The following is a 24115-nucleotide window of genomic DNA, read 5'->3' on the forward strand; positions in this document are numbered from 1 at the left end:
TCAAGCTCGCCATGACCAGAGTCTCTCTTGGAATAGCGGTGCGAACTCTTCTTACGCGATGTTTGTGCGAGGACAAGCCATGAGCACCGGCAAGTCATCATCTTCCAATCCCTCGTCTGGCGATCCTTGGCCGGCTCTATCCTGCCAGGCCTTCGAGCCGACGCGGTATCTTCTTCACATGGCGTTGCAGACGGTCGGCAAGCTCAAGCTGGCGGAGCCTTTCCAGGCGCAATGGGCCGGGGTCCCGCTTTGGCTCGGCGCGAGAGGCTTGACCACTGGCCCGATTCCCTACGCCGGCGGCGTCTACGAGGTCCGCGCCGACTTCGTCTCGCACGAGTTGCAGTGGCTCGCGAGTTCGGGCGGATCGGGACAATTGCCCCTGGGCCCGACATCCGTCGCGGCTTTGGTCGAGACGTTCCTCGGCCAGCTTCGCGGCGCGGGGATAAACGCTTCGATCACCCTCATGCCGCAAGAAGTGTCCAACCCGATCCCGTTCGACGAGGACGAGCAACTGCGCCCGTACGACCGCGACATGGTCAACGCCTGGTGGCGCATTCTGCTCAGTACTCAGCGCGTCCTGCGGGTCTTCCAGGGACGGTTCACGGGCAAGACGCAACCGATCGGCCTGATGTGGGGGATGTTCGACATTCGCGTGCCCTTCTACAACGGCAAGCTCGCTTCGCCGGCGCCGAATGTCGGTTACGTCCGGCGCAATGCGATGAATGCGCAGTTGGTGGAGGTGGGGTGGTGGTCGGGCGATCCCTCGTATCCCAGGCCCGCATTCTACTCCTTCACCTATCCCCAGCCGCCGGGTATCGAACACGCGAAGATCGGTCCGAGCGCCGCACGATGGGACGCCGGCATGGGCGAGTTCCTTCTCGACTACGATGACCTGCGCCAGTCCGGCAATCCTGACGGTGACCTGCTTGCCTTCCTGGAATCCGCCTACGTTGCTGGCACGACCGCAGCGGGCTGGGATTCCGCCTTGCTGGGCAGCGGACGTCCGGGATAACCTCCGCCATGCCGCTCTAGCCTGGCCCGGTCTGCGACGGACAGCTTGTCCGGCGACAATGGACAAGCCTTCCGCAGTCGTCGGCAATGGCCGGACAGGCTGACGCATCATACGCGCTTAGACCAATAGACACTTTGTCCGGCGTGCTTCGGACAAAATGTCCGACCTGTCGTGACAGCGCAGCTTTAAGTCGTTGAAATCCCGCGGGTCGTGATTTGGCACATGTGTTGCTCAACAGGAGTGGCGCAGGGACGCAAACCGAACATCGTCGATCAACGAAGAAGCAGAGGAGCGCGACGTGGCAAAAGTGATCGGAATCGACCTCGGGACGACCAATTCATGCGTCGCGGTCATGGACGGCAAGAACACACGCATCATCGAGAATGCAGAAGGTGCACGCACGACACCTTCTGTCGTGGCGTTTACATCCGATGGCGAACGTCTGGTCGGGCAGCCGGCCCGGCGGCAGGCGGTGACAAATCCGACCAACACCATCTTTGCGGTGAAGCGCCTGATCGGTCGTCGCTACGATGATCCCACGGTCGAGAAGGACAAGGCGCTCGTTCCCTACAAGATCATCAAGGCGTCCAACGGCGACGCCTGGGTCGAGGCCGAAGGCAAGCCGTATTCGCCCTCGCAGATCTCGGCTTTCATCCTGCAGAAGATGAAGGAAACGGCCGAGGCCAATCTCGGCGAGAAGATAACCCAGGCCGTCATCACCGTTCCCGCCTATTTCAACGACGCACAGCGCCAAGCCACCAAGGACGCCGGCAAAATCGCCGGACTCGAAGTTCTGCGCATTATCAACGAGCCGACTGCGGCTGCGCTTGCCTACGGTCTCGACAAGAAGAAGCAGGCCAAGATCGCCGTCTACGATCTCGGCGGCGGCACCTTTGACATCTCCATTCTCGATATCGGCGACGGTGTGTTCGAGGTGAAGGCGACCAACGGCGATACCTTCCTCGGCGGCGAAGACTTCGACATGCGGCTGGTCAATTACCTCGCCGACGAGTTTCAGAAGCAGCAAGGTATTGATCTGCGCAAGGATAAGCTCGCCCTGCAGCGCCTGAAGGAAGCGGCCGAGAAGGCGAAGATCGAGCTTTCCACGGTCACCCAGACGGAAGTCAACCTGCCGTTCATCACGGCGGACGCCTCCGGCCCAAAGCATCTTCAGGTCAAGATCACGCGCGCCAAATTCGAGTCGCTGGTCGAGGACCTCGTTCAGCGGACGATCGAGCCGTGCCTCAACGCCCTTAAGGACGCCGGGCTGACGGCCAAGGACATTGACGAGGTCGTGCTCGTCGGCGGGCAGACCCGCATGCCGAAGATCCAGGAGGTCGTTCAGAAGATCTTCGGCAAGGAGCCGCACAAGGGTGTCAATCCCGACGAAGTCGTCGCCGTCGGTGCGGCCATCCAGGCCGGGGTGCTGCAGGGCGACGTCAAGGATGTGCTGCTGCTCGACGTGACGCCGCTTTCGCTCGGCCTTGAGACGCTGGGCGGCGTATTCACGAGGTTGATAGAGCGGAACACGACGGTTCCGGCGAAGAAGAGCCAGGTCTTCTCGACCGCGGAGGACAACCAGAATGCCGTGACGATCCGGGTCTTCCAGGGTGAGCGCGAGATGGCGGCCGACAACAAGTTTCTCGGTCAGTTCGATCTCGTCGGTATCGCCCCGGCACCGCGCGGCATGCCGCAGATCGAGGTGACCTTCGACATCGACGCAAACGGTATCGTCAACGTCTCGGCCAAGGACAAGGGCACGGGCAAGGAGCAGAACATTCAGATCCAGGCGTCGGGCGGTCTTTCGGAGGCTGATATCGAGCGCATGGTCAAGGATGCGGAGGCTCATGCCGCCGAGGACAAGAAGCGAAAGGAAGCAGTCGAGGCGAAGAACGCCGCCGAGGCACTTCTGCATGCGACGGAGAAGACTGTCGCCGAGCACGGATCGAAGCTTGCGGCACCAGATCGCAGCGCGATCGAAAGCGCGATGTCTGACTTGCGCGAGGCGTTGAAGGGCGACAATGCCGCCGCGATCAACACGAAAGTGAACGCCTTGCAGCAGCATGCAATGAAGCTTGCGGAAGCTATGCAGAACGCGGCGCAGGCCGCTCCTGGTTCTGCGCCGAGTTCGGGTGGCGACAATGTGGTCGACGCCGAATTCACCGAAATCGACGACGACAAGAAGAATTCGAAATAGCGCGCCACGGCCAGCGCAGGCGCGAGCCTGCGACTACCTGGCTTGGCACCGCTGTCGGGACGAAACGCCGGCTCTCAGGTGCTGGAATGGAATCCGATTGCCTCTTTTTACTCAAACATCAGCAGAAGTCTTGAAGGCATTCCGCCTTCATTTTGTAGGAGCTTTCTTATGCGACGACGTTCGACGGTCCTCACTGCCTTTGCCGGAGCAATGCTGGCCGCCCTGGTATCCACCGCGCAAGCCCAGCAGCCCGTGCAAAAGGTGCAGGTCGGCGTCCTTGAATGCAAGGGCGGCCCGAGCATCGGCTTTATCGTGGGCGCGGTAACCAACCTGGCGTGTGTCCTGCGGGTCAACGGTCTGCCCGAAGACTACTACATCGCGACGATCCAAAAGATCGGTCTCGACATCGGTATCACCGAGAGCACCGCGCTTGCCTGGTCGGTGTTTGCGCCTATCGCCCAGCCCGGCCGTGGCGATATCGCAGGGACCTATGTCGGCGTCGATGCCATGGCCGCGGCCGTGGTCGGCGTGGGCGGCAACGTGCTTCTGGGAGGCTCGAACAACAGCATCGCGCTGCAACCCCTGAGCGTGCAGGCGGAAACCGGCCTGATCGTCGCGGCAGGATTGGAGAGTATGACCCTTCAGCCGGGTCGATAGAGGCGCCGAACTGACACTGGTTCCCATCCTTGTTCGGCAAGCGGCTCTCGCTGCGTCGTTCAGAATGGCATGTGGAGATCGGAAGACCATGACAGCAAGTCTCGGTGGCGATGGGCAACTCGACGACGGTAAGCCGAGATTGACGGAAGACGACATCACGCGGGTCAAACTCGGTCCGCGCGGTGTTCCGGGAGCGCCGGATCCCGCACGAATGACGCCTCAACAATTGAAGAAATACCCCAAATATGTGGATTCCGGGCATGTTGAATAATCCGGAGTTGCAGCTTGGTTGTTGCTTGCCAATGACAGGCGCGGTTTCTGCCATGTCCAAGCATGTTCGTCGTCGGGAGCGGTGAGTGGCCAAGAATCCGTATGACGTATTGGGAGTGGCGTCCTCGGCCTCGGCAGCCGACATCCAGAAGGCCTACCGGAAGCTCGCGAAGAAGCTGCATCCCGATCTCAATCCCGGGGACAAGGCGGCCGAGGAGAAATTCAAGGAGGTTGCCGCCGCCTACGACCTCCTCGGTGATGCCGACAAGCGCAAGCGCTTCGATAATGGCGAGATCGATGCGACGGGTACCGAGCGTCCGCAACATCATTTCTATCGCGACTACGCCGATGCCGGCGATCCTCATGTCTACGCCAGCGGCGCCGGTTTTGCCGACTTCATGGATTCGGACGACGCGTTCGCGGATCTGCTGAGGCGCAGCCAGCGCGCGCGAACGAATCGACGCGGGGAAGATCTGCACTTCCGTCTCCCGATCGAATTCGTCGAATCGATTAATGGCGCGAGCAAACGGATCACGCTGCCCGACGGCGGCACGCTCGACGTGAAGATTCCTCCGGGAATGGTTGACAGACAGGTTCTGCGCTTGAAGGGAAAGGGAGCACCCGGGGCCGGCAAGGGCGCCGCGGGTGACGCTCTCATCGAGGTCGAGGTGATGCCGGATCGGCGGTTCACGCGCGAAGGCGACAACATACTTCTCGAACTTCCGATTTCGCTGACCGAAGCCGTGCTGGGAGGGCATATCCGCGTTCCGACGCCGACCGGTGACGTGACAATGGCCGTACCGAAGGGATCGAACACGGGCACCACGCTGCGCCTCAAGGGCAAAGGGGCGCCGCGCCCCGGTGGCGGCAGCGGTGATGAATTCGTGAAACTGAAGGTGATGCTGCCGAAATCGCCGGATCCGGAGTTGCAGGCATTTGTCGGGAACTGGAGTAAGGGCAAGGATTTCAATCCGCGCGAAGGTAGTTCGAAATGACCTTGAACAAGCAGGAGTTCCTGACCTCGGCCGGACTGCGCGTGCAGACGCTCGAGCTATGGCTGGAGCAACGGTGGCTTATTCCGACCGAGTCCGCTTCGGGTGTTCTGTTCTCTGATGGAGACGTGGCGCGTGCGCGCTTGATACAGGACCTCAAGGGCGACTTCGGAATCAACGACGAGGGTATCGACGTGATCCTGCATCTGATCGATCAGCTCCACGGTGCTCGGCAAGCTTTCGCGCTGCTGCGTGCCATGGTCAACGACACGCCGGGGAGCGTCTGATCGAACCTACGTCGTTCGGAATGGGCCATAAGGAGCATTTTTGATGGCAGGGACGACATCGCCCGGAGATGGATCGATCAATGCGCTTATCCTGCAGGCCCTGGTCCGCAAGTGCGTCGCAAAGAATGTTCTGACGGTCGATGACGTAAAGGCGATTCTATTCGATGCGGCGACAAGGCTCGACATAGAAGGTAGCCGGCAAACGCCGCAGGCGGCGAAAATCATCGTCGACGAAGATCTGGCACCTGCCTTTCCCGGTAATCATCCGACCCTTTCAGAAGGTGCGCTGCTCGATATTCTGGACGGTTGCGGCCGTTCCGGCCTATCTTGCAAATATGATCGGGACACAGACGGCAGGCGTCGCCGATGGTGCCTGAACAGCGCCTGGGCGGTTGCCGGGATCTCGGGTCCGGTTGGCTTGCGGCACGCATTCCGGTCGGCCTCGGTCTTTGCATCGCGCTGGAGAAGGTTAGCGCTCTGCTTTGAGATAATCGCCGCCAGAGCCGGAGTCGGGAGAGACCTGTATGTCTGAGGAGACCCGCCCTGAAGTCGCCGAGCCGGTGATCGACCCGGAATTTGGCCCCTGGCTTGCGCAAGCCTCGATCCTTGTCGTCGACGACGAACCGGGGATACGCAACTTCCTCGTCAAGCTCCTGCGACCGCGCTGCAAACTGATTGAGGAATCCGCGGACGCCAAGGATGCGTCGCGCAAACTCGACGGGCAACATTTCGACGTCGTGATTCTCGACAATGTCATGCCCGGCAGGAGCGGCCTCGACTGGCTCGCGGAACAGCGGGCGATCGGCTTCTTTACCGACGTCATCCTTATGACCGCCTATGCCGATCTCGACACCGCCATCGGCGCATTGCGCATCGGCGTCATCGACTTTGTCATCAAGCCCTTCCGATCCAATCAATTGCTAAACGCCGTGGCACGGTGCCTTGATCGGGCGCGCCTGCAGCGTGAGAATTTTGTGCTGCACCATGAGCTGAAGTCGTCGTCGCGTCCGCTGTATCTGCGCAGCAAACTGCTTGGGGCGTCGGCGGCGGTTCAGAGGGCGCGCGACACCATCGCCCGGGTGGCGCCCTTGCCGACGCCCATTCTGTTTACCGGCGAATCCGGAACCGGCAAGGAGGTTGCCGCCCGATCGCTCCATTCGCTGTCGAGTCGGGCGGACAAGCTTTTTGTGCCGGTTAACTGCGGAGCAATTCCTGCGGAGATGATCGAAAGCGAACTCTTTGGTCACGTGAAGGGTGCGTTCACCGGCGCAGGGAAAGCGCGCGAGGGGCTATTCATGTTCGCCCAGGGCGGCACACTCTTTTTGGACGAGATCGGTGAACTCCCGCATCACCTGCAGAGTAAGCTGTTGCGCGTGCTGGAGGACAAACGGGTGCGCCCCGTCGGCTCAGAACGAGAAGTGCCGATCGACGCTCGCTTTGTCTTCGCAACCAACGCCGATTTGCAGAAGCGGGTTGCGGCAGGTACCTTTCGGGCGGACCTCTACTTCCGCATCAACATCATGCAGATCAATCTTCCGGCTCTTCGGGATCGGGATCAGGATGTGCTCGAGCTCGCCGAGGTCTTCATGAACGAGATTTCCGAGCAGCTTGGCATGCCACGTGTTCCGATCGATGCCAGGATGCGTACGTTTCTGGCGCGGTACGACTGGCCGGGTAACATCCGGGAGCTGCGCAACCTGATCGAGCGAACCGTAATCCTCGGTGAGTTTCGCGAGGACTATCTGCCGCCACGTGTTGATAGCTCGACGAATGATGTCACACTCGCGGATGTGGAACGACGACATATCCTTTTTGTGCTGCGCGAGACGGGCGGCGACCGCGAGGAGGCGGCGCGCCGGCTCGGCATTTCGCGTAAAACCATCGACCGCAAATGCGCAAGCTGGCACCTCTGATACCGGCTCTTGCTCTCGACAAGAGCTCGGTGCGCTATCGGCTGCTGGCGATGGCACTCCTGCCAATGCTCGTCATCCTCCCGCTGCTTCTTGGGATCACCATCTATCGCTGGAACGCGAAGTTCGACGCGGCGTTGACGTCCAAGGTGCATGATGACCTGACGATCGCCCGACAATACCTCGCACGCATTCTGGAGAACACAGAGGGAGAGCTGGCATCGTCAGTCAGCTCCGCGCGCTTTCAGTCGATTGTGCAAGCACGGGGCTATGAGGACGGGGCGCTGAATGTCTACCTCACGGATATCGCGCAGGCGCAGGGCTTCGATTTTCTCTACATTGCCGCCGACGACGGCGCGGTCGTCGCGAGCGAATTCCAGATGGCGTCCATTCCACGCCGCAATTGGCCGGTCACCACCGCGGCGCTTGAGGGACGAGCGCGAACGGCGATCGATGTCTTTGAGCCCGCGGAACTTGCTGCGATCTCCGCGGACCTTTCGAAACGCGCGCAAATCGACGTCATCGCGACGCCCGGAAGCACGCCCACCACGCGAAGGCAAGAGAACCGAGGGTTGGTGCTGCAGTCAGCGACGCCGGTTTCATTGCCGAATGGGCGCCGCGCGGCTTTGGTGGGCGGGATACTACTCAACCAGAATCTTGCCTTTGTCGACACAATCAACGATCTGATTTTTCATGGGTCGGGCTTGCCGGAAGGCAGTCGCGGGACCGTTACGCTTTTCCTCGATGACGTCCGCATCAGTACCAACGTGCGGATGTTCGAAGGACAGCGTGCGATCGGCACGCGCGTCTCGGCGGACGTTCGCAATGCGGTTCTCGATCGCGGCCGGACGTGGCTGGATAGCGCGTTCGTCGTCGACGATTGGTACATTTCCGCCTACGAGCCGCTCACTGACAGCTATGACCGTCGCGTCGGCATGCTCTATGCCGGCTATCTGCAGAAGCCGTTTACCGAAGCTAAGCGGGATACGCTTCTACAAATTGCGCTGGCCTTTCTCATCGCGGTGGCAGCCACCGTGCCTCTTTTCCTGAGGTGGGCTGCAGGCATTTTCAAGCCACTCGAGCGGATGACGACCACGATTGCGAAAGTTGAAAGAGGCGAATTGGAAGCGCGCACCGGACCCGTCGATGGTCGTGACGAGATCGAACAGGTCGCAACTCACCTGGATCGATTGCTGGATCAGATTCACGAGCGCGACGCCCAGCTGCGACAATGGAACGAGGAACTCAACCAGCGGGTCGAGGAACGAACGAGCAAACTCGTGCGCGCGAACGAGCAGCTGGAGGCAACCACAAAGCAGCTGATCATGTCCGAGAAGCTCGCCGCTATCGGCGAGATCACCGCCGGCGTGGCTCATGAGATCAATAACCCGATCGCGGTGATGCAAGGCAATCTGGAGATCATCAAGGACATGATGGGCTCCAGGGCCGACGAAGCAAAGACTGAGTTCCGGCTCATTGACGAACAGTTGCATCGAGTCAGCGAAATCGTGACGCGGCTCCTGCAGTTCGCCAAGCCGCAGGAGTATGCCGGCTTCACCGATCAGTACAATGCCGCCGCCGTCGTGACAGACACGCTGCCGCTCGTTCAACATCTGCTGAACAAGACAACGATCAGTGTCGAGACGGAATATCACGCCTCACGTCACATCTCGATGAATCGCACCGAATTGCAACAGGTGCTTGTCAATCTCCTGGTCAACGCGATCCATGCGACGTCCGGAGGCGGACGTTTGACGCTTCGAACCTTCGATCGGGACGAGGGACGGCGACCTGGTGTTGTGATCGATGTGACGGACACAGGTGGCGGGATGACGACGGACGTGATGCAGCGGATTTTCGATCCATTCTTCACCACCAAGAGGCGGGAAGGCACAGGTCTGGGGCTGTCCATCAGCCAGATGCTTGTGACGCGCCAAGGCGGCAAGATTTCCGTCGAAAGCGAACCCGGCAAGGGCACGACGTTTACGATCTGGCTACCCGCAGAGGACTGATGGCGACCGAAGGGCCGGCGACATTTCGTCTTGCCTGAAGGACAAATTGTCCGCCGGCTCGTCGTCGCGCCCGCTAAGCGATTGATATCGTGCTATACCCAGCTTGGCACGACCGTTGCTGGAATCGCGAACAGCGGTTGGAGCTTCAACCGAGTGGAAACGTTGAGCCTCAGACATAGGAGCCGCAGCAATGCCACGTCATCATGGGAAGATGCCGCCTGTTCCGCCCGCCAATCGTAGCCCGAAGGGCACTGGCGGCGACCCCGAGGTTCGCAAGGATACGTCGTCGAAGAGGCGCGAGGAAAACGACGCGGAGCAGGGCGATACAGCAAACATTCGCGAGAACACGACCAACGCGGGTTACTTTCAGGGGCGCCGCGCTAAGTGACGCCAGGTCGAGCGATGGGTCTCGGCCGGTTCTAACGGCCGGGCATCGACCGATGTGTGAGGGCGAGGAGCTTCAGAGATGACCGTTGTGTCCACGCAGCAGCTCTCGAAGGATATGCAGGCCAAGGCGCATCTGCTCATCAATCAGGTCTGTCTCGTGCCGCAGGCACAGGATCGGCCATTGGAAGCGGAAGACCTGCTCTTTTACATCAGTGAGACGACGATGCCGATGGCGGCCTTCCTGAAAAGCCACGGGCTTTTCATGGACGACGAAGGGCTGCACTTCGACTTTTCCCAGTTCGACGCCATCCGCGAGGTCGCCGTCAAAGTCATCGCCGAACATGATGCGGGAAAGCTGGACGGCGTGTGGAAGGAATTCGATCTTTCGACTGATGACGACGCCGACTACAATGGCGGCTACATCCTGCTCGCCCTTGCCGCCCTTGCGGTCATGTATGATCAGGAGCATTAGGGCCGCAAAAGGCGAGCTGCTTGCAGAAGCGCTGCCTGGGAAAGCCGACTTTGACGGGGCGCATCATCCCGCCGGTCGCGCTCATGCGGCTTCGACCTGGCTCCGAGTGCTGCGAGCGATCCGTTCATCCTCGATCTGACGGCACTCAGGAGTCGCGTGGGACAGTTTGTCCGCGTTGCTTTCGACAAATTGTCCAAAGCCGGCTCCTTCTCGCGATCCAACTGATTGATATCGCAATGTTTCCCGCGTGGCATATGAGTTGCTCAGAAGTTTGACCAGAGCGTTGTGGTCGTGAGGGAGTGATGAGTTGCGCGAACTGAAGCGATGGTCGCCGGGGCCTGCAGCCGCGGCTGTGTAACGGCGGCATCTGAACCACGCCATCTGCGGCGACGCACCTCCAGAGGAGATGTCCATGTCGTTTAAACTTCCCGACCTGCCGTACGCGCACGACGCGCTCGCTCCATACATGTCCAGGGAAACGCTGGAATATCACCACGACAAGCACCACGCCGCCTATGTGAATGCCCTTAATACCCTGATCAAGGGCACCGAATGGGAGGGAAGGAGCCTGGAGGAGGTCGTGATCGGCTCGTTCGGGAAGAACGTTCCAGTTTTCAACAACGCGAGCCAGGACCTGAACCACACCTACTTCTGGAAATGGATGAAGCCGCACGCCGGAAGCACGCTGCCCGGAATCCTGGAGCGGCAAATCAAGGCCGACTTCGGCTCGATCGAGAAGATGAAAGAAGAGTTCGTTGCCGCCGGCGTCGGACAGTTTGGCTCCGGCTGGTGTTGGCTGGCGGTCAAGAACGGCAAGACGATCGTCATGAAAACGCCGAACGGCGAGAGCCCGTTCGTCCATGGTGCAAAGCCAATACTGGGTTGCGACGTTTGGGAACATTCCTACTACATCGATTATCGCAATCGAAGGGCCGACTACATCAAGGCGTTTCTCGAATTCCTCGTGAACTGGGAATATGTCGAGGATCTCTTCAAGAAGGCGGCGTGACCGATGAATCTCATATCGACCGGCACAACCGGACGCTTCACGCTTGTTGTGAAACCCGAACATCTGGCCAACCGGTTCAAGGACAGCATCCTGCCGCCGGTGCTGGCGACACCGGTCATGATCATGGCGATGGAGAATGCCGCCTTGAATGCCGTTCGCAGCTATCTCGAGCCAGGCGAGAGCGTAGTCGGCACCATCGTCAATGTGCAGCATCTTGCTGCGACCGCGATCGGGCAGACGGTCACCGCCACGGCCGAGGTCACCGCGGTTGAGGGGCGCCGGATCGTATTTGCCATCAGCGCCTCCGATGAGATCGAGGAAATCGGCAAGGGGACCCACGAGCGGATGGTCGTCGAGGTCGCCAGGCTACAGCAGCGCCTCGATGCAAAGATTGCGCGATCGGAGGCTATCCGGGCGGCGCCGCGCTGAAACGATGGTCAATTCGCACGTCTCGCGTTTGGAACAAGGATCGAGAGTTAAGTAGGGAGTAGTGGTCATGTCCGATCTCGTTGTCATCGTCTATCCCACTGAAGCCAAGGCTGAAGAGATCAGACAGAAGCTTTTGGGTATGCAGCAAGAATACCTGATCGAGCTCTCCGACGCCGTGATCGCCGTCAAGCAGGACAGCGGTAGGGTCAAGCTCATTCAGCTTATGAACACGACCGCGGCTGGCGCCGTTTCCGGCGGTTTCTGGGGCCTTCTGATCGGCGCGATCTTTCTCTCGCCGCTTCTCGGGCTTCTCTCGGTGCAGCCTCCGGCGCGCTCATGGGTGCATTGACTGATGTTGGCATCAACGACGAGTTCATGAAGCATTTGTCGGCAAATCTGAAGCCCGGCAACGCAGCGCTCTTCGTGCTCATTCGCCGGATGACCACGGATAAGGTACTCGATGTACTTAAAGGCACCGGCGGCACGGTGCTCAAAACCTCGCTCGACCACACCAAGGAGCAAGCTCTGCGGGATGCCTTGGCGGCAACGCCACCGCCTGCTGCGCCGGGCCAAGCCCGGTCGTAGCGCCGTTCCCGACAAATTCTGACGACGGACCGCGGGTCTGAAAGGTGGCTTTATGAATGCTGAAAAATTCACCGACCGCGCGAAGGGCTTTATCCAGTCGGCGCAGTCCCTGGCAACGAGGGAGGGCAACCAACAGTTCACGCCTCTCCACGTGCTCAAAGTGCTGCTCGACGACAATGAGGGCCTTGCCGCTGGTCTGATTGACCGGGCAGGCGGCAATTCGCGGTCGATCCTCCACGCGACAGAATCGGCTTTGGCAAAATTGCCGAAGGTGTCCGGTTCGGGGGCAGGGCAGGTCTACATGGCGCCCGATACGGCCCGCCTGTTTACCGCTGCCGAGGACCTGGCGAGCAAGGCGGGCGACAGCTTCGTCACCGTTGAACGCCTGCTGCAGGCCTTGTCTGCGGACAAGAACAGCGAGGCGGCGAAGATCCTGGCGCAGGGGGGAGCCACAGTGCAAGCTCTCGGTGCCGCGATCGATTTGCTGCGCAAGGGCCGCACTGCAGACAGCGCATCTGCCGAGAATGCATACGACGCTCTGAAGAAGTACGCCCGCGACCTGACGCAGGCCGCGCGTGAGGGCAAACTCGACCCGGTGATCGGTCGCGACGAGGAGATTCGTCGCACGATCCAGGTGCTGTCGCGCCGGACCAAGAACAATCCCGTACTGATCGGCGAACCGGGAGTCGGCAAGACCGCCATTGTCGAGGGGCTCGCTCTGCGGATCGTCAACGGCGACGTTCCCGAGAGTCTGAAAGACAAGAAACTGCTCGCGCTCGACATGGGCGCCCTGATCGCGGGTGCCAAGTATCGCGGCGAGTTCGAGGAACGATTGAAAGCGGTGCTTTCCGAGGTGACGTCCGCGGAAGGCGGTATCATCCTCTTCATCGACGAGATGCACACCTTGATCGGTGCGGGCAAGGCCGACGGCGCGATGGATGCCTCCAATCTCCTCAAGCCCGCGCTGGCTCGCGGCGAGTTGCACTGTGTGGGTGCGACCACGCTCGACGAATACCGCAAACATGTCGAGAAAGACGCCGCGCTAGCCCGCCGTTTCCAGCCGGTATTCGTGTCGCAGCCCACGATAGAGGACACGATATCGATCCTGCGCGGCCTCAAGGACAAGTATGAACAGCATCATGGCGTGCGTATCTCGGACGCGGCGCTGGTCGCTGCCGCAACGTTATCCAACCGCTACATCACCGACCGGTTCCTTCCTGACAAGGCCATCGATCTCGTCGACGAAGCCGCGGCGCGGCTCAAGATGCAGGTCGACTCCAAGCCGGAGGAACTGGATTCGCTTGACCGCGAAATCGTGCGTCTCAAGATTGAGCAGGAGGCGCTCAAGAAGGAAAGCGATGCCGGGTCCAAAAGCCGTCTGAAGACGCTCGACCACGATCTGGTTTCTCTCGAGAAGCGCTCCGCCGACATGACGACGAAATGGCAGGCCGAGAAGGGCAAGCTCTCGGACGCCCAGAAGATGAAGGCGCAGCTCGAACAGCTGCGTACAGAGCTGGCGAATGCGCAACGCAAGGGCGAATACCAGCGGGCCGGCGAATTGTCGTACAGCACGATTCCCGAGCTGGAGAAAAAGCTGGCGGCCGTTGAGTCCAGCGAAAGCAGCTCAATCAGCGAGGCGGTGACGGCCGACAACGTCGCCCAGGTGGTTTCGCGCTGGACCGGCGTCCCGGTCGACAAGATGCTGGAGGGCGAGAGAGAGAAACTCCTCCAGATGGAGGAAGTGATCGCCAAACGCGTCGTCGGACAAACGCAAGCCGTTCGCGCGGTGTCGACGGCCGTACGACGGGCCCGCGCGGGATTGCAGGACCCGAACCGGCCGATGGGCTCGTTCATGTTCCTCGGCCCTACCGGCGTCGGCAAAACGGAATTGGCCAAGGCCCTGGCTGAATTCCTGTTTGACGACGAACATGCAATCCTTCGCATCGACATGTCGGAGTTCATGGAGAAGCATTCGGTCGCACGGCTGATCGGCGCACCACCGGGCTATGTCGGCTACGATGAGGGCGGCGTGCTCACGGAAGCTGTGCGGCGACGTCCGTATCAGGTCGTGCTGTTCGACGAGATCGAGAAGGCGCATCCGGATGTCTTCAACGTGCTGCTGCAAGTGCTGGACGACGGGCGGCTGACCGACGGTCAAGGGCGGACGGTCGATTTCCGCAACACGCTCATCATCATGACCTCGAACCTCGGTGCGGAATATCTCGTCGCCCAGCCGGAAGGCGAGAAAACGAGCGTCGTTCGCGACAAAGTCATGGAGATGGTCCGCACGCATTTCCGGCCGGAATTTCTCAACCGCGTCGACGCGATCATCCTGTTCCAGCGGCTGCAAAAGAACGACATGGGTCGGATCGTCGACATTCAGTTCGCGCGTCTGCGCAAACTGCTCGACGATCGCAAGATTACGCTGTCGCTCGATGCCAAGGCTCAGGCCTGGCTTGCGGAGAAGGGCTGGGATCCCGCCTACGGCGCACGTCCCCTCAAGCGTGTGATCCAACGATACGTACAGGACCCGCTGGCAGAGATGCTCCTTGCAGGCGACGTACGTGACGGTGAGAAGATCAAGATTTCGGCCGCAAAGGACGGGCTGAGCTTCAATGGCAAAAAGGCGCCAACCGTGGACGAGGAGGATGAGGTCGAGACGGTCTAGCGCGGGCGTAAGCCCTCAAGGCACAGATCTTACGGAGAAAGGGTACAATCATGAACAAGATCAATGAAGGCATGGAAGTAATCGGTGCCGATGGTTTGCATGTCGGCACAGTCGATCGGGTCGAAGGAAATCGTATCAAGCTCAAGAAGAGCGACAGCTTCGGACGCCATAAAGGTCATCACCACTACATCGAAATGGGGTTTGTCGCGGGGGTCGAGGGCGACAAGGTGCGCTTGTCTGCCAATGCCGATATTGCGTTGACACTGGAAGAAGAACCGTCAGGTCGTCCGGTCGATCTCGGATAGCCGGGATATCGCCGCGGTCGCCGCGGCCGCTCTCGTCCGGGGCGTTTCGACTTCACGGCATCGACAACGGGCGCGACGCTGCGCTAGCCCGTTGCGCATGCAGCTCAGACAATTTGTCCTTGCAGGATCGGACAGTTTGTCAGATCCGGTCGGTCAGGTTGGCATAAGCTCTTGATATCTCGATGCACTCAAACTGGCATGGCGGTTGCTCCGTAGCCGATGGATGGCCCGGCAGAGCAACAGGAAAGCATCGACGCAATGGAAGAATACGATCTCTACATCAATGTGAAGAAGCCGGCGATCGGGATTTATGTCCGCAAAGGCGCGCAACTCCCGGATCTCGCGGACAAGGGCGACTGGGTTTTTGACGGGACGGCCGCTCAGGATCTTTTGCCGCCAAGCGTGATCGAGGGTGTCAAGGCCGATGGCCATGCTTTTCGGGATATGGATTGACCAGGTCTCGGCCTGATTGGTCGGAGTGAATGCACCTCAATGGCAGCGACCTTGTCCGGCCGCCACCCCGGTCGCATTGCCGGTTACGTCCGCACTACGCCTCGTTCGAGAGGCCGGCCGATGACGGTCCCCGGGTGCGGTGCTCAGGCGGACGGGCTAGCTCGCGCATTGAGGGTTCCGAACAGACCGCCAGGGAGTGATTGTGCCAACTGTCGTCCCACAACCGGTCGTCGCAAGACTGACGCGAGCCGCCATATTTCTCATCGTCAGGATCAATCCTGGAAAGGACAGCGAAATTGCGGTGCGCAGTCTATGTGCCGATCTATCGGCGCTCCTGCGGGCCGTCGGATTTCGCGATCTCGAGGCGCGGCTGTCATGCGTGATGGCCCTCGGCTCCGATGCTTGGGACCGACTGTTTGGCGGTCCCCGGCCCAGGTATCTTCACCCCTTCAAAGAAATCCATGGGGTGCATCACGCAGTATCCACGCCGGGCGACATGCTTTTTCATATCCGGTCGGTCCGCATGGATCTGTGTTTCGAGCTTGCCTCACAGATCATGTCCCGGCTGGGCAAGGCCGTGACGGCGATCGACGAGGTTCACGGGTTCAAATACTTTGACGATCGCGATCTGCTTGGATTTGTCGATGGAACCGAGAACCCGGTTGATCAAGACGCGATTAGCGCGACCACCATCGGACAAGAGGACCCTGCATTCGCTGGCGGAAGCTACGTCATCACCCAGAAGTATCTGCACGATCTGAAGCGGTGGAACACGATATCCACCTCGGAGCAGGAGAATATCATCGGTCGCCACAAACTGTCCGACATCGAGCAGGACGATGCGGCCAAGGCGCCTTACGCACATAATGTTCTGACGACGATCACCGAAGGCGGCGAGCAGCTTGAGATCGTGCGCGATAACATGCCTTTCGGTGAGATCGGCAAGGGTGAGTTTGGCACGTATTTTATAGGCTACGCTCGATCGCCCCACCGGATCGAGCAGATGCTCGAGAACATGTTCGTTGGCCGGCCGTCCGGCAACTATGACCGGCTGCTGGATTTCAGCCGCGCCGTCACGGGTTCGCTGTTCTTCGTGCCGTCGGCGACATTTCTCGACGATGTTTCGCCTGAAGGCAATGGCGCCAAAGTATCCGGCGAGGAAGCGCCGGTCGACGTTGCGCCAGATGCTGCTCGTAAACATCCGCGCGTCAACGACGGGTCGCTCGGAATTGGCTCCCTAAACAGGAAGGCGAACCATGAATAATCTCCACCGCCAACTCGCTCCAATATCCGACGCGGCCTGGGATCAAATCGAAGAGGAGGCTTCCCGTACCCTGAAGCGACACCTTGCCGGCCGGCGTGTGGTCGACGTCCCCGAAGCCAAGGGGAGTGACTTTTCAGGAGTGGGCACGGGCCATGTCAAGCAACTCCCGGCTCCAGGCGAGGGAATGACGGCCCGACAGCGCGAGGTGAAGGCGCTCGTCGAATTGCGCGTTCCGTTCCAACTCTCGCGCCAACAGATCGATGATGTTGAGTGCGGTGCCCTGGATGCCGACTGGACGCCGGTCAAGGACGCCGCCCGCAGAATCGCTTTTGCCGAGGATCGTGCGATCTTCGATGGATATGCGGCTGCGGGGATCGAGGGCATTCGTCAGGCCAGCAGCAATTCAGGGCTCATCCTTCCGACAAATGCGAAAGCCTATCCAAGGGCGGTCGCGCAAGCGGTGAGTGAACTCAGACTTGCCGGCTGCAATGGACCGTATGCGCTCGTCCTTGGGGCAGAGGGGTACACGGCCGCCAGCGGCGGAAGCGATGAGGGATACCCCGTTTTTCACCACGTCGAACGGATCGTCGACGGTGGCGTTTTCTGGGCGCCCGCCATCAGCGGAGCCTTTGTCCTAACGACACGAGGAGGCGATTTTGAACTGGATATCGGCCAAGACCTTTCGATCGGCTATCTCAACCACACCGATACAACCGTCGAGCTCTATTTCCTGGAGACTTTCACCTTCCGGGTGCTGACCACTGAGGCTTCGGTGGTACTCGCCGCAGCCGAGAAACAGATGTCGAAATGACGTGTTCGGTTGCCGTCTCGGGCAGACAGGCGTTTTGCGGTTGCTGCTGAATTGTATCGGCGTGCAAGCCTGCTGGAGTCAGCGGCCTCAGAGCTGGGTGAGGCTGCACCATGTTTTAGGTCGATCGCGTCGTTGCGTTTTGATGGGCTCGTTTCTGGCGCGAAACTGGTGCGGTTCGCGGCAATGGCGGATTTCGGCCGACGCGGAGGCTGCTCGCGTTCTCAATCGTTTTGTTGGACGTTCAGTAAAGTAATATACTAAACATATCGGCTGTGGCTGACCTTCCGGCTTTCCTGTTATCGGGACGGGCCGAATTGCGTCGGTCGACCAGATCGGCAAGCGTGGTCCGCCACGTTCGTTGCAAACCCCTGACATTTTGTTGCATTGCGAACAGCGCCGCTTGCCCGTGCGCGCGTCCCGAATATTTTCGCCAGGGTCACGAGAACCGGCTTGACGGCTCAAAAATTTTAGTACTACGTTTAGTAATACAAAAAACTAAACATCGCGCATCGAGCGCCGATGTGCAGGAGGAGCCCAAGCCAATGCCGGAGCCGTCTCCGGCAACGGTCTGTCTCGTCCTTCACTCGTCGCTCCTCAAAACTCGGTTTCAGGGTCTTGGCGTCGTTCCGGCAGAGCGCGCCGAGCGGGTTGGATGCTTCAACGAGAGAGGAAACGGATATGCGAACATTCAATTGGCTGAGAAGCTCGGCGGCCACCACGGTTCTCGGGGCGGCGCTGCTGGGGATATTTGGCGGAGGCGAAGCTGCGGCCCAGGGTAAGCAGCTCACGCTGTGCTGGGCGGCATGGGATCCGGCCAACGCGCTGGTCGAACTTGGCAAGGATTTCACCAAGCAATCCGGCATCGAGATGAAGTACGAGTTTGTCCCCTGGACGAGCTACGCCGATCGCTTCCTCAACGAGCTCAACTCCCACGGCAAGCTCTGCGACCTGATCATCGGCGACAGCCAGTGGATCGGCGGCGCCGCCGAGAACAAGTGGTACGTCAAGCTCAACGATTTCTTCGACAAAGAGCACATCTCGATGGACGACTTCGTCCCGGCGACGGTTGTCGGCTATTCGCGGTGGCCAAAGAACTCGGCGAACTACTGGGCGCTGCCGGCGATGGCCGACGCCGTGGGTTGGACCTATCGCAAGGACTGGTTCTCGCGACCCGACATTCAGTCGGCTTTCAAGGCCAAGTACGGTCGTGATCTGGCGCCGCCGAAAACCTATGACGAGTTGAAGCAGATCGCGGAGTTCTTCCAGGGCCGCGAGATCGACGGCAAGAAGGTCTATGGCGCCTACATCTTCACCGAACGCGGCTCCGAAGGCATCACGATGGGCGTGACCAACGTGCTCTACAATTACGGCTTCAGCTACGACAATCCGAAGAAGCCGTACCAGATGCAGGGCATCGTCAATTCCGCCGAGGCGGCCAAGGGACTCGAATTCTACAAGGAGCTCTACAAGTGCTGCACCGCGCCGGGCTTGACCAACGCCTACATGCAGGAAGGATTAGATGCCTTCAAGTCCGGCCAGGTCGCGATGCAGATGAACTGGTTCGCCTTCTTCCCCGGCCTCTACAAGGATCCGAATGTCGGCGGCGACAAGATCGGCTTCTTCGTCAATCCGGCCGGCCCGAAGGGGCACTTCACCCAGCTCGGCGGACAAGGCATCTCGGTGGTTGCGACGTCCGACCGCAAGGACGACGCGCTCGCTTATATCAAGTGGTTCGCGCAGCCCGCCGTGCAGCAGAAATGGTGGCAGATCGGCGGCTACTCGGCGCTCAAGGCGGTGGTCGACGCGCCGGACTTCCCGAAGAGCGCGGCGTTCGCGCCGCAATTCCTGGAGTCGATGGGCATCGTCAAGGACTTCTGGGCCGAGCCGTCCTACGCCCAGCTGCTGCTTGATATGCAGAAGCGGGTGCATGACTACGTCGTCGCCGACAAGGGCACGGCGCAGCAGGCGCTCGATCTCCTGGTCAAGGACTGGACCAAGGTATTCAAGGAGCAGGGCAAGGAAGTCGCCTCCTCGCAATAGCCGGCGCCCGCACGTCACCTGAACTGGCTTCCCCGAGGGCAGCCTCGGGGAAGCCGAACCAGCCAGCCGATGGACAAGATGACGACGATCCTGCAACCCGATCATGCTACGCTCCCGGGCGTGAGCGAGCCCGCCAAATCCCGCGCCGCGCGCCGCGTCCATGGTCTGTCTGACCGGACCATCGCGTGGCTGTTCGTCGCGCCGACGATTGCGCTGCTGCTTGCGATCAATATCTTCCCGCTGGTCTGGATGATCCGGCTGTCCTTCACCAGCCTGAACCTCAGCATGTCCTATCTGCCGCTGCGGTTTGTCGGGCTCGACAATTTCAGCGACATACTCAACGACGAGGACGTCTGGTTCCGACTCCAGACCACGGCGCAATTCGTGATCTGCTCGGTCGCCTTGCAGGTCGTGGTCGGCTTTGGGCTCGCGCTTCTGATCAACCGTCAATTCCGCGGCCACAGCTTCTGGACGACGATCATCCTGCTGCCGATGATGCTGTCGCCGGCGGTTGTCGGCAATTTCTGGACGCTGCTGCTGCAGCCGCAGATCGGCCCGTTCAACTATCTGATCAGCTTGTTCACGGGTGTGCCGCCGAGCTCGTTCAGCATGACAGGGCAGGTCGCGCTCGCGCCATGGACCATCGTGCTCGTCGACACCTGGATGTGGGCGCCGTACGTGATGCTGATCTGTCTCGCCGGGCTACGCTCGATCCCGGATTATATCTACGAGGCCGCTGAAGTCGATCGTGCCTCGGCCTGGCGGCAGTTCTGGTCGATCACGCTGCCGATGACGGTGCCGTTCCTGATGCTGGCGGTGCTGTTTCGCGCGATCGAGAACTTCAAGATGTTCGACATGGTCAACCTGCTGACGTCGGGAGGACCGGGGTCGACCACCGAACTCGTATCGATCACACTCAAGCGCGCGGCATTCGAGAAGTGGCGCACCGGCTATTCCTCCGCGCTCGCCATCATCCTGTTCGTGACCGTGTTCGGTGCCGCCAACATCTACGTCAAAGCGCTCAACAAGGTGAAGCAACGATGACCGCTGCCGTAGCCAAGTCCGTCCTGGCCAGATCCAGCGCACACTCGATCGTCGAGGCCTCGCCGCGCACCAAGGCATTCGCTGGTGCTCTCGTCATCCTCTATGCGTTGATCACGATCCTGCCGCTAGTCTGGATCGTTGCCACCGCTTTCAAGTCGCAAAGCGATGCCATCGCCTATCCGCCCAAGGTGATCTTCGAGCCGACGCTCGAAGGTTACGTCAACCTGTTCACGGTGCGCACCCGCCAGACACCTGATTTCATCGCTAAGCTGCCGCCGCCGGAGACGTGGTATGACAAGCTCGTCCGCAAGCATGACATGGTCATTGCCGGACCGTCCAAAGTCGTCCCGCGCTTCGTCAACTCGCTGATCATCGGATTCGGCTCGACCTTCCTCGCCGTCTTCCTCGGTACGCTCGCGGCCTACGCGTTCTCGCGCTTCCGCATTCCGCTGGCCGACGATCTCCTGTTCTTCATTCTCTCGACGCGGATGATGCCGCCGGTCGCGGTCGCGATCCCGATCTATCTGATGTACCGGCAGCTCAACCTGACCGACACCAGGCTCGGAATGATCCTGCTCTATACCGCCGTGAACGTCTCGCTCGCGGTCTGGCTGCTCAAGGGGTTCATCGACGAGATCCCGCGCGAGTACGAGGAGGCGGCCCTCGTCGACGGCTACACGCGGTTGCAGGCGCTGCGCAAGGTGGTGCTGCCGCAGGCCGTCACCGGAATTGCGGCGACCGCGATCTTCTGCCTGATCTTCTCTTGGAACGAATACGCCTTCGCGGTCCTGCTGACCAGCGGCGAGGCGCAGACCATGCCGCCCTTCATCCCTTTCATCATCGGTGAGGGCGGGCAGGACTGGCCGGCGGTTGCCGCCGCGACCACGCTGTTCGTCGTCCCGATCGTCATGTTCACCGTGCTGCTCCGCAAGCATCTGTTGCGCGGCATCACCTTCGGAGCGGTGCGCAAATGAGCGGTTCTGCTGTTGCCAAGGGGACCAAGACGACATTGCATCGCCTCTTCAACCGCGGGCGCTGGGAGGCTGCTGCGATGATCCTGATCGGGGGCGGCATCTTCATGCTGGTGCAGCCGTTCTCGATCGATCTGTACAGCTATTCATTCGTGACGATTCTGGCCGGCACGGCCGGCTTCGTCGTCGTCAGCCACTTTCCGGAATAGGACCATGGCTCAAATCCGCGTCGACGATCTTCGCAAGTCGTTCGATCAGTTCACCGCGGTGGAAGGGTCGAGCTTCACCATCGACGACGGCACCTTCTTCGCGCTGCTCGGCCCCTCCGGCTGCGGCAAGACCACCACCTTGCGCATGATTGCCGGCCTCGAGCTTCCGACCGAGGGCAAGATCCTGCTCGACGGGGAGGACGTCACGTTCCACCGGGCCGCTGCCCGCGACATCGCGTTCGTGTTCCAGCTGTTCGCGCTCTATCCGCACATGAATGTCGGGCAGAACATCGGCTTCCCACTGAAGTGCCAGGGCATGGCGCGGCACGAGATTCGCGAGCGGGTGCAGGAGACCGCGCGGATGCTGCGGATCGAGCATCTGCTGTCGAGCAAGACATCGAAGCTCTCCGGCGGCGACCGCCAGCGCGTCGCGCTCGGGCGAGCCATGGTGCGACGTCCGAAGGCCTTCCTGATGGACGAGCCGCTGGGCGCGCTCGACGCCGAGTTTCGCCATCTGATGTGCGGTGAGCTGCGCGACCTGCACGATCGCATCAAGGCGACCACGGTCTATGTCACCCACGATCAGCTCGAGGCTATGTCGATGGCCGACCAGATCGCGATCATGAACAAGGGGCGCGTGGAACAGATCGGTACACCGCAGGAGGTTTACGACCGGCCCGCCAGCATGTTCGTCGCGGACTTCATCGGCTCGCCGCCGATGAACTTCCTGCGCTTCGAGAGCGGCCTGCGATCTGGTGACCGGGCGATCGATTTCCACGACGCCAGGCTCGCGGTGCCCGAGATCCGCGAGGACCGCGCCAGCGCTGCGCTGGCGCTCGGGGTTCGTCCGGAGCATATTCGATTTACCGACGCCGGATCCGTTCGTGGCGAGGTGTTCGGCGCGGAATATCTCGGCACGACGCAGATCGTCACAATCGACACGGCGTATGGGCGCCTCGCGGCGCGGCTACCGTCGAGCGCCTCTGTGCGGATCGGAGAGACCGTCGGCCTCGAGTTCAACTCCGTTCGGCTCTCACTGTTCGATGCCGGCAGCGGCCTTGCAATCAGGACCGCCGGCGAGGAGGGCGTGCGCCATGGTTGACGTCAGCTTGCGCAATATCAGCAAGCGCTTCGGCGCGGTGGAGGCGGTGCGCGACCTTTCGCTGACGGTGAACGACGGCGAATTCCTCGTCCTGCTCGGGCCGAGCGGTGCCGGCAAGACCACGACGCTGCGACTGATCACCGGGCTCGAGAGCCCCGATGCCGGTTCGGTCATCATCGGGGGGCGCGACGTGACGCGTGAGCCGCCGGGTGCGCGGGACATCGCATTCGTGTTCCAGCAATATTCGCTGTATCCGCATTTGTCGGTCTATGACAACCTCGCGTTCCCGCTGCGCTCTCCGGCGCGGCGGGTGCCGGAGCCGCTGATCCGCAGGCGTGTCGAGCAGACCGCGGAGCTCCTGCACATCGCCAGCAAGCTGAATAATCGCGCCACCCGCCTGTCGGGAGGTGAGATGCAGCGGGTCGCGATCGGCCGCGCGCTGGTGCGCGATCCCTCGATCTATCTGATGGACGAGCCGCTGTCGTCGCTGGATGCAAAGCTTCGCGCCGAGCTTCGCCTCGAGCTGAAGCGGATCCAGCTCGAGCTCGGCGCGACCATTTTGTATGTGACCCACGATCAGGTCGAAGCCATGACGATGGCATCAAGGATCGGCGTGATCAAGGACGGCCGGCTGCTTCAGCTCGGCACCCCGAGGGAGATCTACGAAAATCCATCCAGCAGCTATGTCGCGTCGCGGCTCGGGACGCCCCAGATCAATTTCCTGCACGCACGGCTGCTGTCCGATGTGGCGATGCCGCCGGAAACCGAGACGGTCGGCATCCGCACCGAGCACCTCCAGATCGCCGCGCGCAACGGCGGGCAGATGGTCGGCCGGGTGCATCGCGTCGAGCACCTCGGCGAGCAGAATCATGTTTACCTCGACTATAAGGGCGAAACACTGGTGACGCTCGCAGATCCGCACCAACCGCTGCGGGCCGGCCAGGAGGTTGAATTGCAACTGGTGCGGCCGCTGTGTTTCGACCGTGCCGGGCATCGTATCGGCGCGATGGTTCAATAGAGGAGCGAGAG

The 24115-nt window shown here is 60.8% G+C and carries 23 protein-coding genes and 1 pseudogene; all 24 read left to right on the forward strand.

Features of this window, described 5'->3' with window-relative positions; genetic code table 11:
- The first annotated feature begins 79 nt into the window (after nt 1-79).
- The 24 genes and pseudogenes from E2I15_RS02995 (at nt 80) to E2I15_RS03110 (ending at nt 24104) form a co-directional block, all read left to right on the forward strand.
- A complete protein-coding gene (locus E2I15_RS02995; protein WP_137479860.1) occupies nt 80-1012 on the forward strand; it encodes a DUF5996 family protein in 933 nt (310 codons plus the stop codon).
- Nucleotides 1013-1283: 271 nt separating this feature from the next.
- Nucleotides 1284-3209: a molecular chaperone DnaK gene (dnaK, locus tag E2I15_RS03000; protein ID WP_137479859.1), complete on the forward strand. Its 1926-nt coding sequence runs from the start codon at nt 1284-1286 to the stop codon at nt 3207-3209.
- A 168-nt stretch (nt 3210-3377) separates the two neighbouring features.
- Nucleotides 3378-3866: a DUF992 domain-containing protein gene (locus E2I15_RS03005; RefSeq protein WP_422109853.1), complete on the forward strand. Its 489-nt coding sequence runs from the start codon at nt 3378-3380 to the stop codon at nt 3864-3866.
- Between the two features lie 88 nt (nt 3867-3954).
- A complete protein-coding gene (locus E2I15_RS03010) occupies nt 3955-4137 on the forward strand; it encodes a hypothetical protein (RefSeq protein ID WP_137479858.1) in 183 nt (60 codons plus the stop codon).
- Nucleotides 4138-4222: 85 nt separating this feature from the next.
- Complete coding sequence (locus E2I15_RS03015; protein WP_137479857.1) at nt 4223-5131, forward strand: DnaJ C-terminal domain-containing protein; 909 nt, start codon at nt 4223-4225, stop codon at nt 5129-5131.
- Nucleotides 5132-5133: 2 nt separating this feature from the next.
- Nucleotides 5134-5415: a chaperone modulator CbpM gene (locus tag E2I15_RS03020; protein ID WP_137480003.1), complete on the forward strand. Its 282-nt coding sequence runs from the start codon at nt 5134-5136 to the stop codon at nt 5413-5415.
- Between the two features lie 43 nt (nt 5416-5458).
- Complete coding sequence (locus E2I15_RS39110; protein WP_246668165.1) at nt 5459-5947, forward strand: hypothetical protein; 489 nt, start codon at nt 5459-5461, stop codon at nt 5945-5947.
- Nucleotides 5940-7328, forward strand: coding sequence for a sigma-54-dependent transcriptional regulator (locus E2I15_RS03030; RefSeq protein ID WP_137479856.1), 1389 nt, complete (start codon nt 5940-5942; stop codon nt 7326-7328). The genes E2I15_RS39110 and E2I15_RS03030 overlap by 8 nt, the downstream gene beginning before the upstream one ends.
- Nucleotides 7307-9337, forward strand: a complete 2031-nt coding sequence (locus tag E2I15_RS03035) for a sensor histidine kinase (protein ID WP_137479855.1) — start codon at nt 7307-7309, stop codon at nt 9335-9337. The genes E2I15_RS03030 and E2I15_RS03035 overlap by 22 nt, the downstream gene beginning before the upstream one ends.
- Before the next feature lie 466 nt (nt 9338-9803).
- A complete protein-coding gene (locus E2I15_RS03040; protein WP_137479853.1) occupies nt 9804-10196 on the forward strand; it encodes a hypothetical protein in 393 nt (130 codons plus the stop codon).
- Nucleotides 10197-10608: 412 nt separating this feature from the next.
- Nucleotides 10609-11205 (forward strand): superoxide dismutase, encoded by a 597-nt coding sequence (locus E2I15_RS03045; protein ID WP_137479852.1) that lies wholly within the window; start codon nt 10609-10611, stop codon nt 11203-11205.
- A gap of 3 nt (nt 11206-11208) precedes the next feature.
- The gene (locus E2I15_RS03050; RefSeq protein WP_137479851.1) at nt 11209-11634 is read left to right on the forward strand and encodes a thioesterase family protein; all 426 of its coding nucleotides are present in this window, start codon (nt 11209-11211) and stop codon (nt 11632-11634) included.
- A gap of 67 nt (nt 11635-11701) precedes the next feature.
- A pseudogene (locus tag E2I15_RS03055) lies at nt 11702-12219 on the forward strand (DUF1269 domain-containing protein).
- 52 nt (nt 12220-12271) lie between these two features.
- The gene (clpB, locus tag E2I15_RS03060; protein WP_137479850.1) at nt 12272-14887 is read left to right on the forward strand and encodes an ATP-dependent chaperone ClpB; all 2616 of its coding nucleotides are present in this window, start codon (nt 12272-12274) and stop codon (nt 14885-14887) included.
- A gap of 50 nt (nt 14888-14937) precedes the next feature.
- Nucleotides 14938-15192 carry a DUF2171 domain-containing protein gene (locus E2I15_RS03065; RefSeq protein WP_137479849.1) on the forward strand — a complete coding sequence of 85 codons (255 nt, stop codon included), beginning with the start codon at nt 14938-14940 and terminating at the stop codon, nt 15190-15192.
- Between the two features lie 258 nt (nt 15193-15450).
- Nucleotides 15451-15645: a hypothetical protein gene (locus E2I15_RS03070; RefSeq protein WP_137480002.1), complete on the forward strand. Its 195-nt coding sequence runs from the start codon at nt 15451-15453 to the stop codon at nt 15643-15645.
- 202 nt (nt 15646-15847) lie between these two features.
- On the forward strand, nt 15848-16909 hold the full coding sequence (locus E2I15_RS03075; RefSeq protein WP_137479848.1) for a Dyp-type peroxidase: 1062 nt from the start codon (nt 15848-15850) through the stop codon (nt 16907-16909).
- Entirely contained in the window at nt 16902-17720 is an 819-nt protein-coding gene (locus tag E2I15_RS03080) for a family 1 encapsulin nanocompartment shell protein (protein WP_137479847.1), read from the forward strand. The genes E2I15_RS03075 and E2I15_RS03080 overlap by 8 nt, the downstream gene beginning before the upstream one ends.
- A gap of 678 nt (nt 17721-18398) precedes the next feature.
- Entirely contained in the window at nt 18399-19760 is a 1362-nt protein-coding gene (locus tag E2I15_RS03085; protein WP_137479846.1) for an ABC transporter substrate-binding protein, read from the forward strand.
- 69 nt (nt 19761-19829) lie between these two features.
- Nucleotides 19830-20804 (forward strand): carbohydrate ABC transporter permease, encoded by a 975-nt coding sequence (locus E2I15_RS03090; protein WP_137479845.1) that lies wholly within the window; start codon nt 19830-19832, stop codon nt 20802-20804.
- The gene (locus tag E2I15_RS03095) at nt 20801-21778 is read left to right on the forward strand and encodes a carbohydrate ABC transporter permease (protein WP_016843403.1); all 978 of its coding nucleotides are present in this window, start codon (nt 20801-20803) and stop codon (nt 21776-21778) included. Before E2I15_RS03090 ends, E2I15_RS03095 begins: the two co-directional genes overlap by 4 nt.
- Complete coding sequence (locus E2I15_RS03100; RefSeq protein WP_137479844.1) at nt 21775-21984, forward strand: hypothetical protein; 210 nt, start codon at nt 21775-21777, stop codon at nt 21982-21984. Before E2I15_RS03095 ends, E2I15_RS03100 begins: the two co-directional genes overlap by 4 nt.
- Before the next feature lie 4 nt (nt 21985-21988).
- Nucleotides 21989-23086, forward strand: a complete 1098-nt coding sequence (locus E2I15_RS03105) for an ABC transporter ATP-binding protein (RefSeq protein ID WP_137479843.1) — start codon at nt 21989-21991, stop codon at nt 23084-23086.
- Entirely contained in the window at nt 23079-24104 is a 1026-nt protein-coding gene (locus E2I15_RS03110; RefSeq protein ID WP_137479842.1) for an ABC transporter ATP-binding protein, read from the forward strand. Before E2I15_RS03105 ends, E2I15_RS03110 begins: the two co-directional genes overlap by 8 nt.
- The last annotated feature ends 11 nt before the right edge of the window (nt 24105-24115 follow it).

This window comes from Bradyrhizobium sp. BR2003 (assembly GCF_009720285.1).
GTDB lineage: Bacteria > Pseudomonadota > Alphaproteobacteria > Rhizobiales > Xanthobacteraceae > Bradyrhizobium > Bradyrhizobium elkanii.

Bases quoted from the DNA above. Each gene is read 5' to 3' on its own strand.
- E2I15_RS03030 (WP_137479856.1), top strand. From the start codon at position 5,940: ATGTCTGAGGAGACCCGCCCTGAAGTCGCCGAGCCGGTGATCGACCCG.
- E2I15_RS03085 (WP_137479846.1), top strand. From the start codon at position 18,399: ATGCGAACATTCAATTGGCTGAGAAGCTCGGCGGCCACCACGGTTCTC.
- E2I15_RS03070 (WP_137480002.1), top strand. From the start codon at position 15,451: ATGGAAGAATACGATCTCTACATCAATGTGAAGAAGCCGGCGATCGGG.
- E2I15_RS03105 (WP_137479843.1), top strand. From the start codon at position 21,989: ATGGCTCAAATCCGCGTCGACGATCTTCGCAAGTCGTTCGATCAGTTC.
- E2I15_RS02995 (WP_137479860.1), top strand. From the start codon at position 80: ATGAGCACCGGCAAGTCATCATCTTCCAATCCCTCGTCTGGCGATCCT.
- E2I15_RS03035 (WP_137479855.1), top strand. From the start codon at position 7,307: ATGCGCAAGCTGGCACCTCTGATACCGGCTCTTGCTCTCGACAAGAGC.
- E2I15_RS03050 (WP_137479851.1), top strand. From the start codon at position 11,209: ATGAATCTCATATCGACCGGCACAACCGGACGCTTCACGCTTGTTGTG.
- E2I15_RS03110 (WP_137479842.1), top strand. From the start codon at position 23,079: ATGGTTGACGTCAGCTTGCGCAATATCAGCAAGCGCTTCGGCGCGGTG.
- E2I15_RS03005 (WP_422109853.1), top strand. From the start codon at position 3,378: ATGCGACGACGTTCGACGGTCCTCACTGCCTTTGCCGGAGCAATGCTG.
- E2I15_RS03095 (WP_016843403.1), top strand. From the start codon at position 20,801: ATGACCGCTGCCGTAGCCAAGTCCGTCCTGGCCAGATCCAGCGCACAC.
- E2I15_RS39110 (WP_246668165.1), top strand. From the start codon at position 5,459: ATGGCAGGGACGACATCGCCCGGAGATGGATCGATCAATGCGCTTATC.
- E2I15_RS03040 (WP_137479853.1), top strand. From the start codon at position 9,804: ATGACCGTTGTGTCCACGCAGCAGCTCTCGAAGGATATGCAGGCCAAG.
- E2I15_RS03090 (WP_137479845.1), top strand. From the start codon at position 19,830: ATGGACAAGATGACGACGATCCTGCAACCCGATCATGCTACGCTCCCG.
- E2I15_RS03080 (WP_137479847.1), top strand. From the start codon at position 16,902: ATGAATAATCTCCACCGCCAACTCGCTCCAATATCCGACGCGGCCTGG.
- clpB (WP_137479850.1), top strand. From the start codon at position 12,272: ATGAATGCTGAAAAATTCACCGACCGCGCGAAGGGCTTTATCCAGTCG.
- E2I15_RS03045 (WP_137479852.1), top strand. From the start codon at position 10,609: ATGTCGTTTAAACTTCCCGACCTGCCGTACGCGCACGACGCGCTCGCT.
- E2I15_RS03010 (WP_137479858.1), top strand. From the start codon at position 3,955: ATGACAGCAAGTCTCGGTGGCGATGGGCAACTCGACGACGGTAAGCCG.
- E2I15_RS03100 (WP_137479844.1), top strand. From the start codon at position 21,775: ATGAGCGGTTCTGCTGTTGCCAAGGGGACCAAGACGACATTGCATCGC.
- E2I15_RS03065 (WP_137479849.1), top strand. From the start codon at position 14,938: ATGAACAAGATCAATGAAGGCATGGAAGTAATCGGTGCCGATGGTTTG.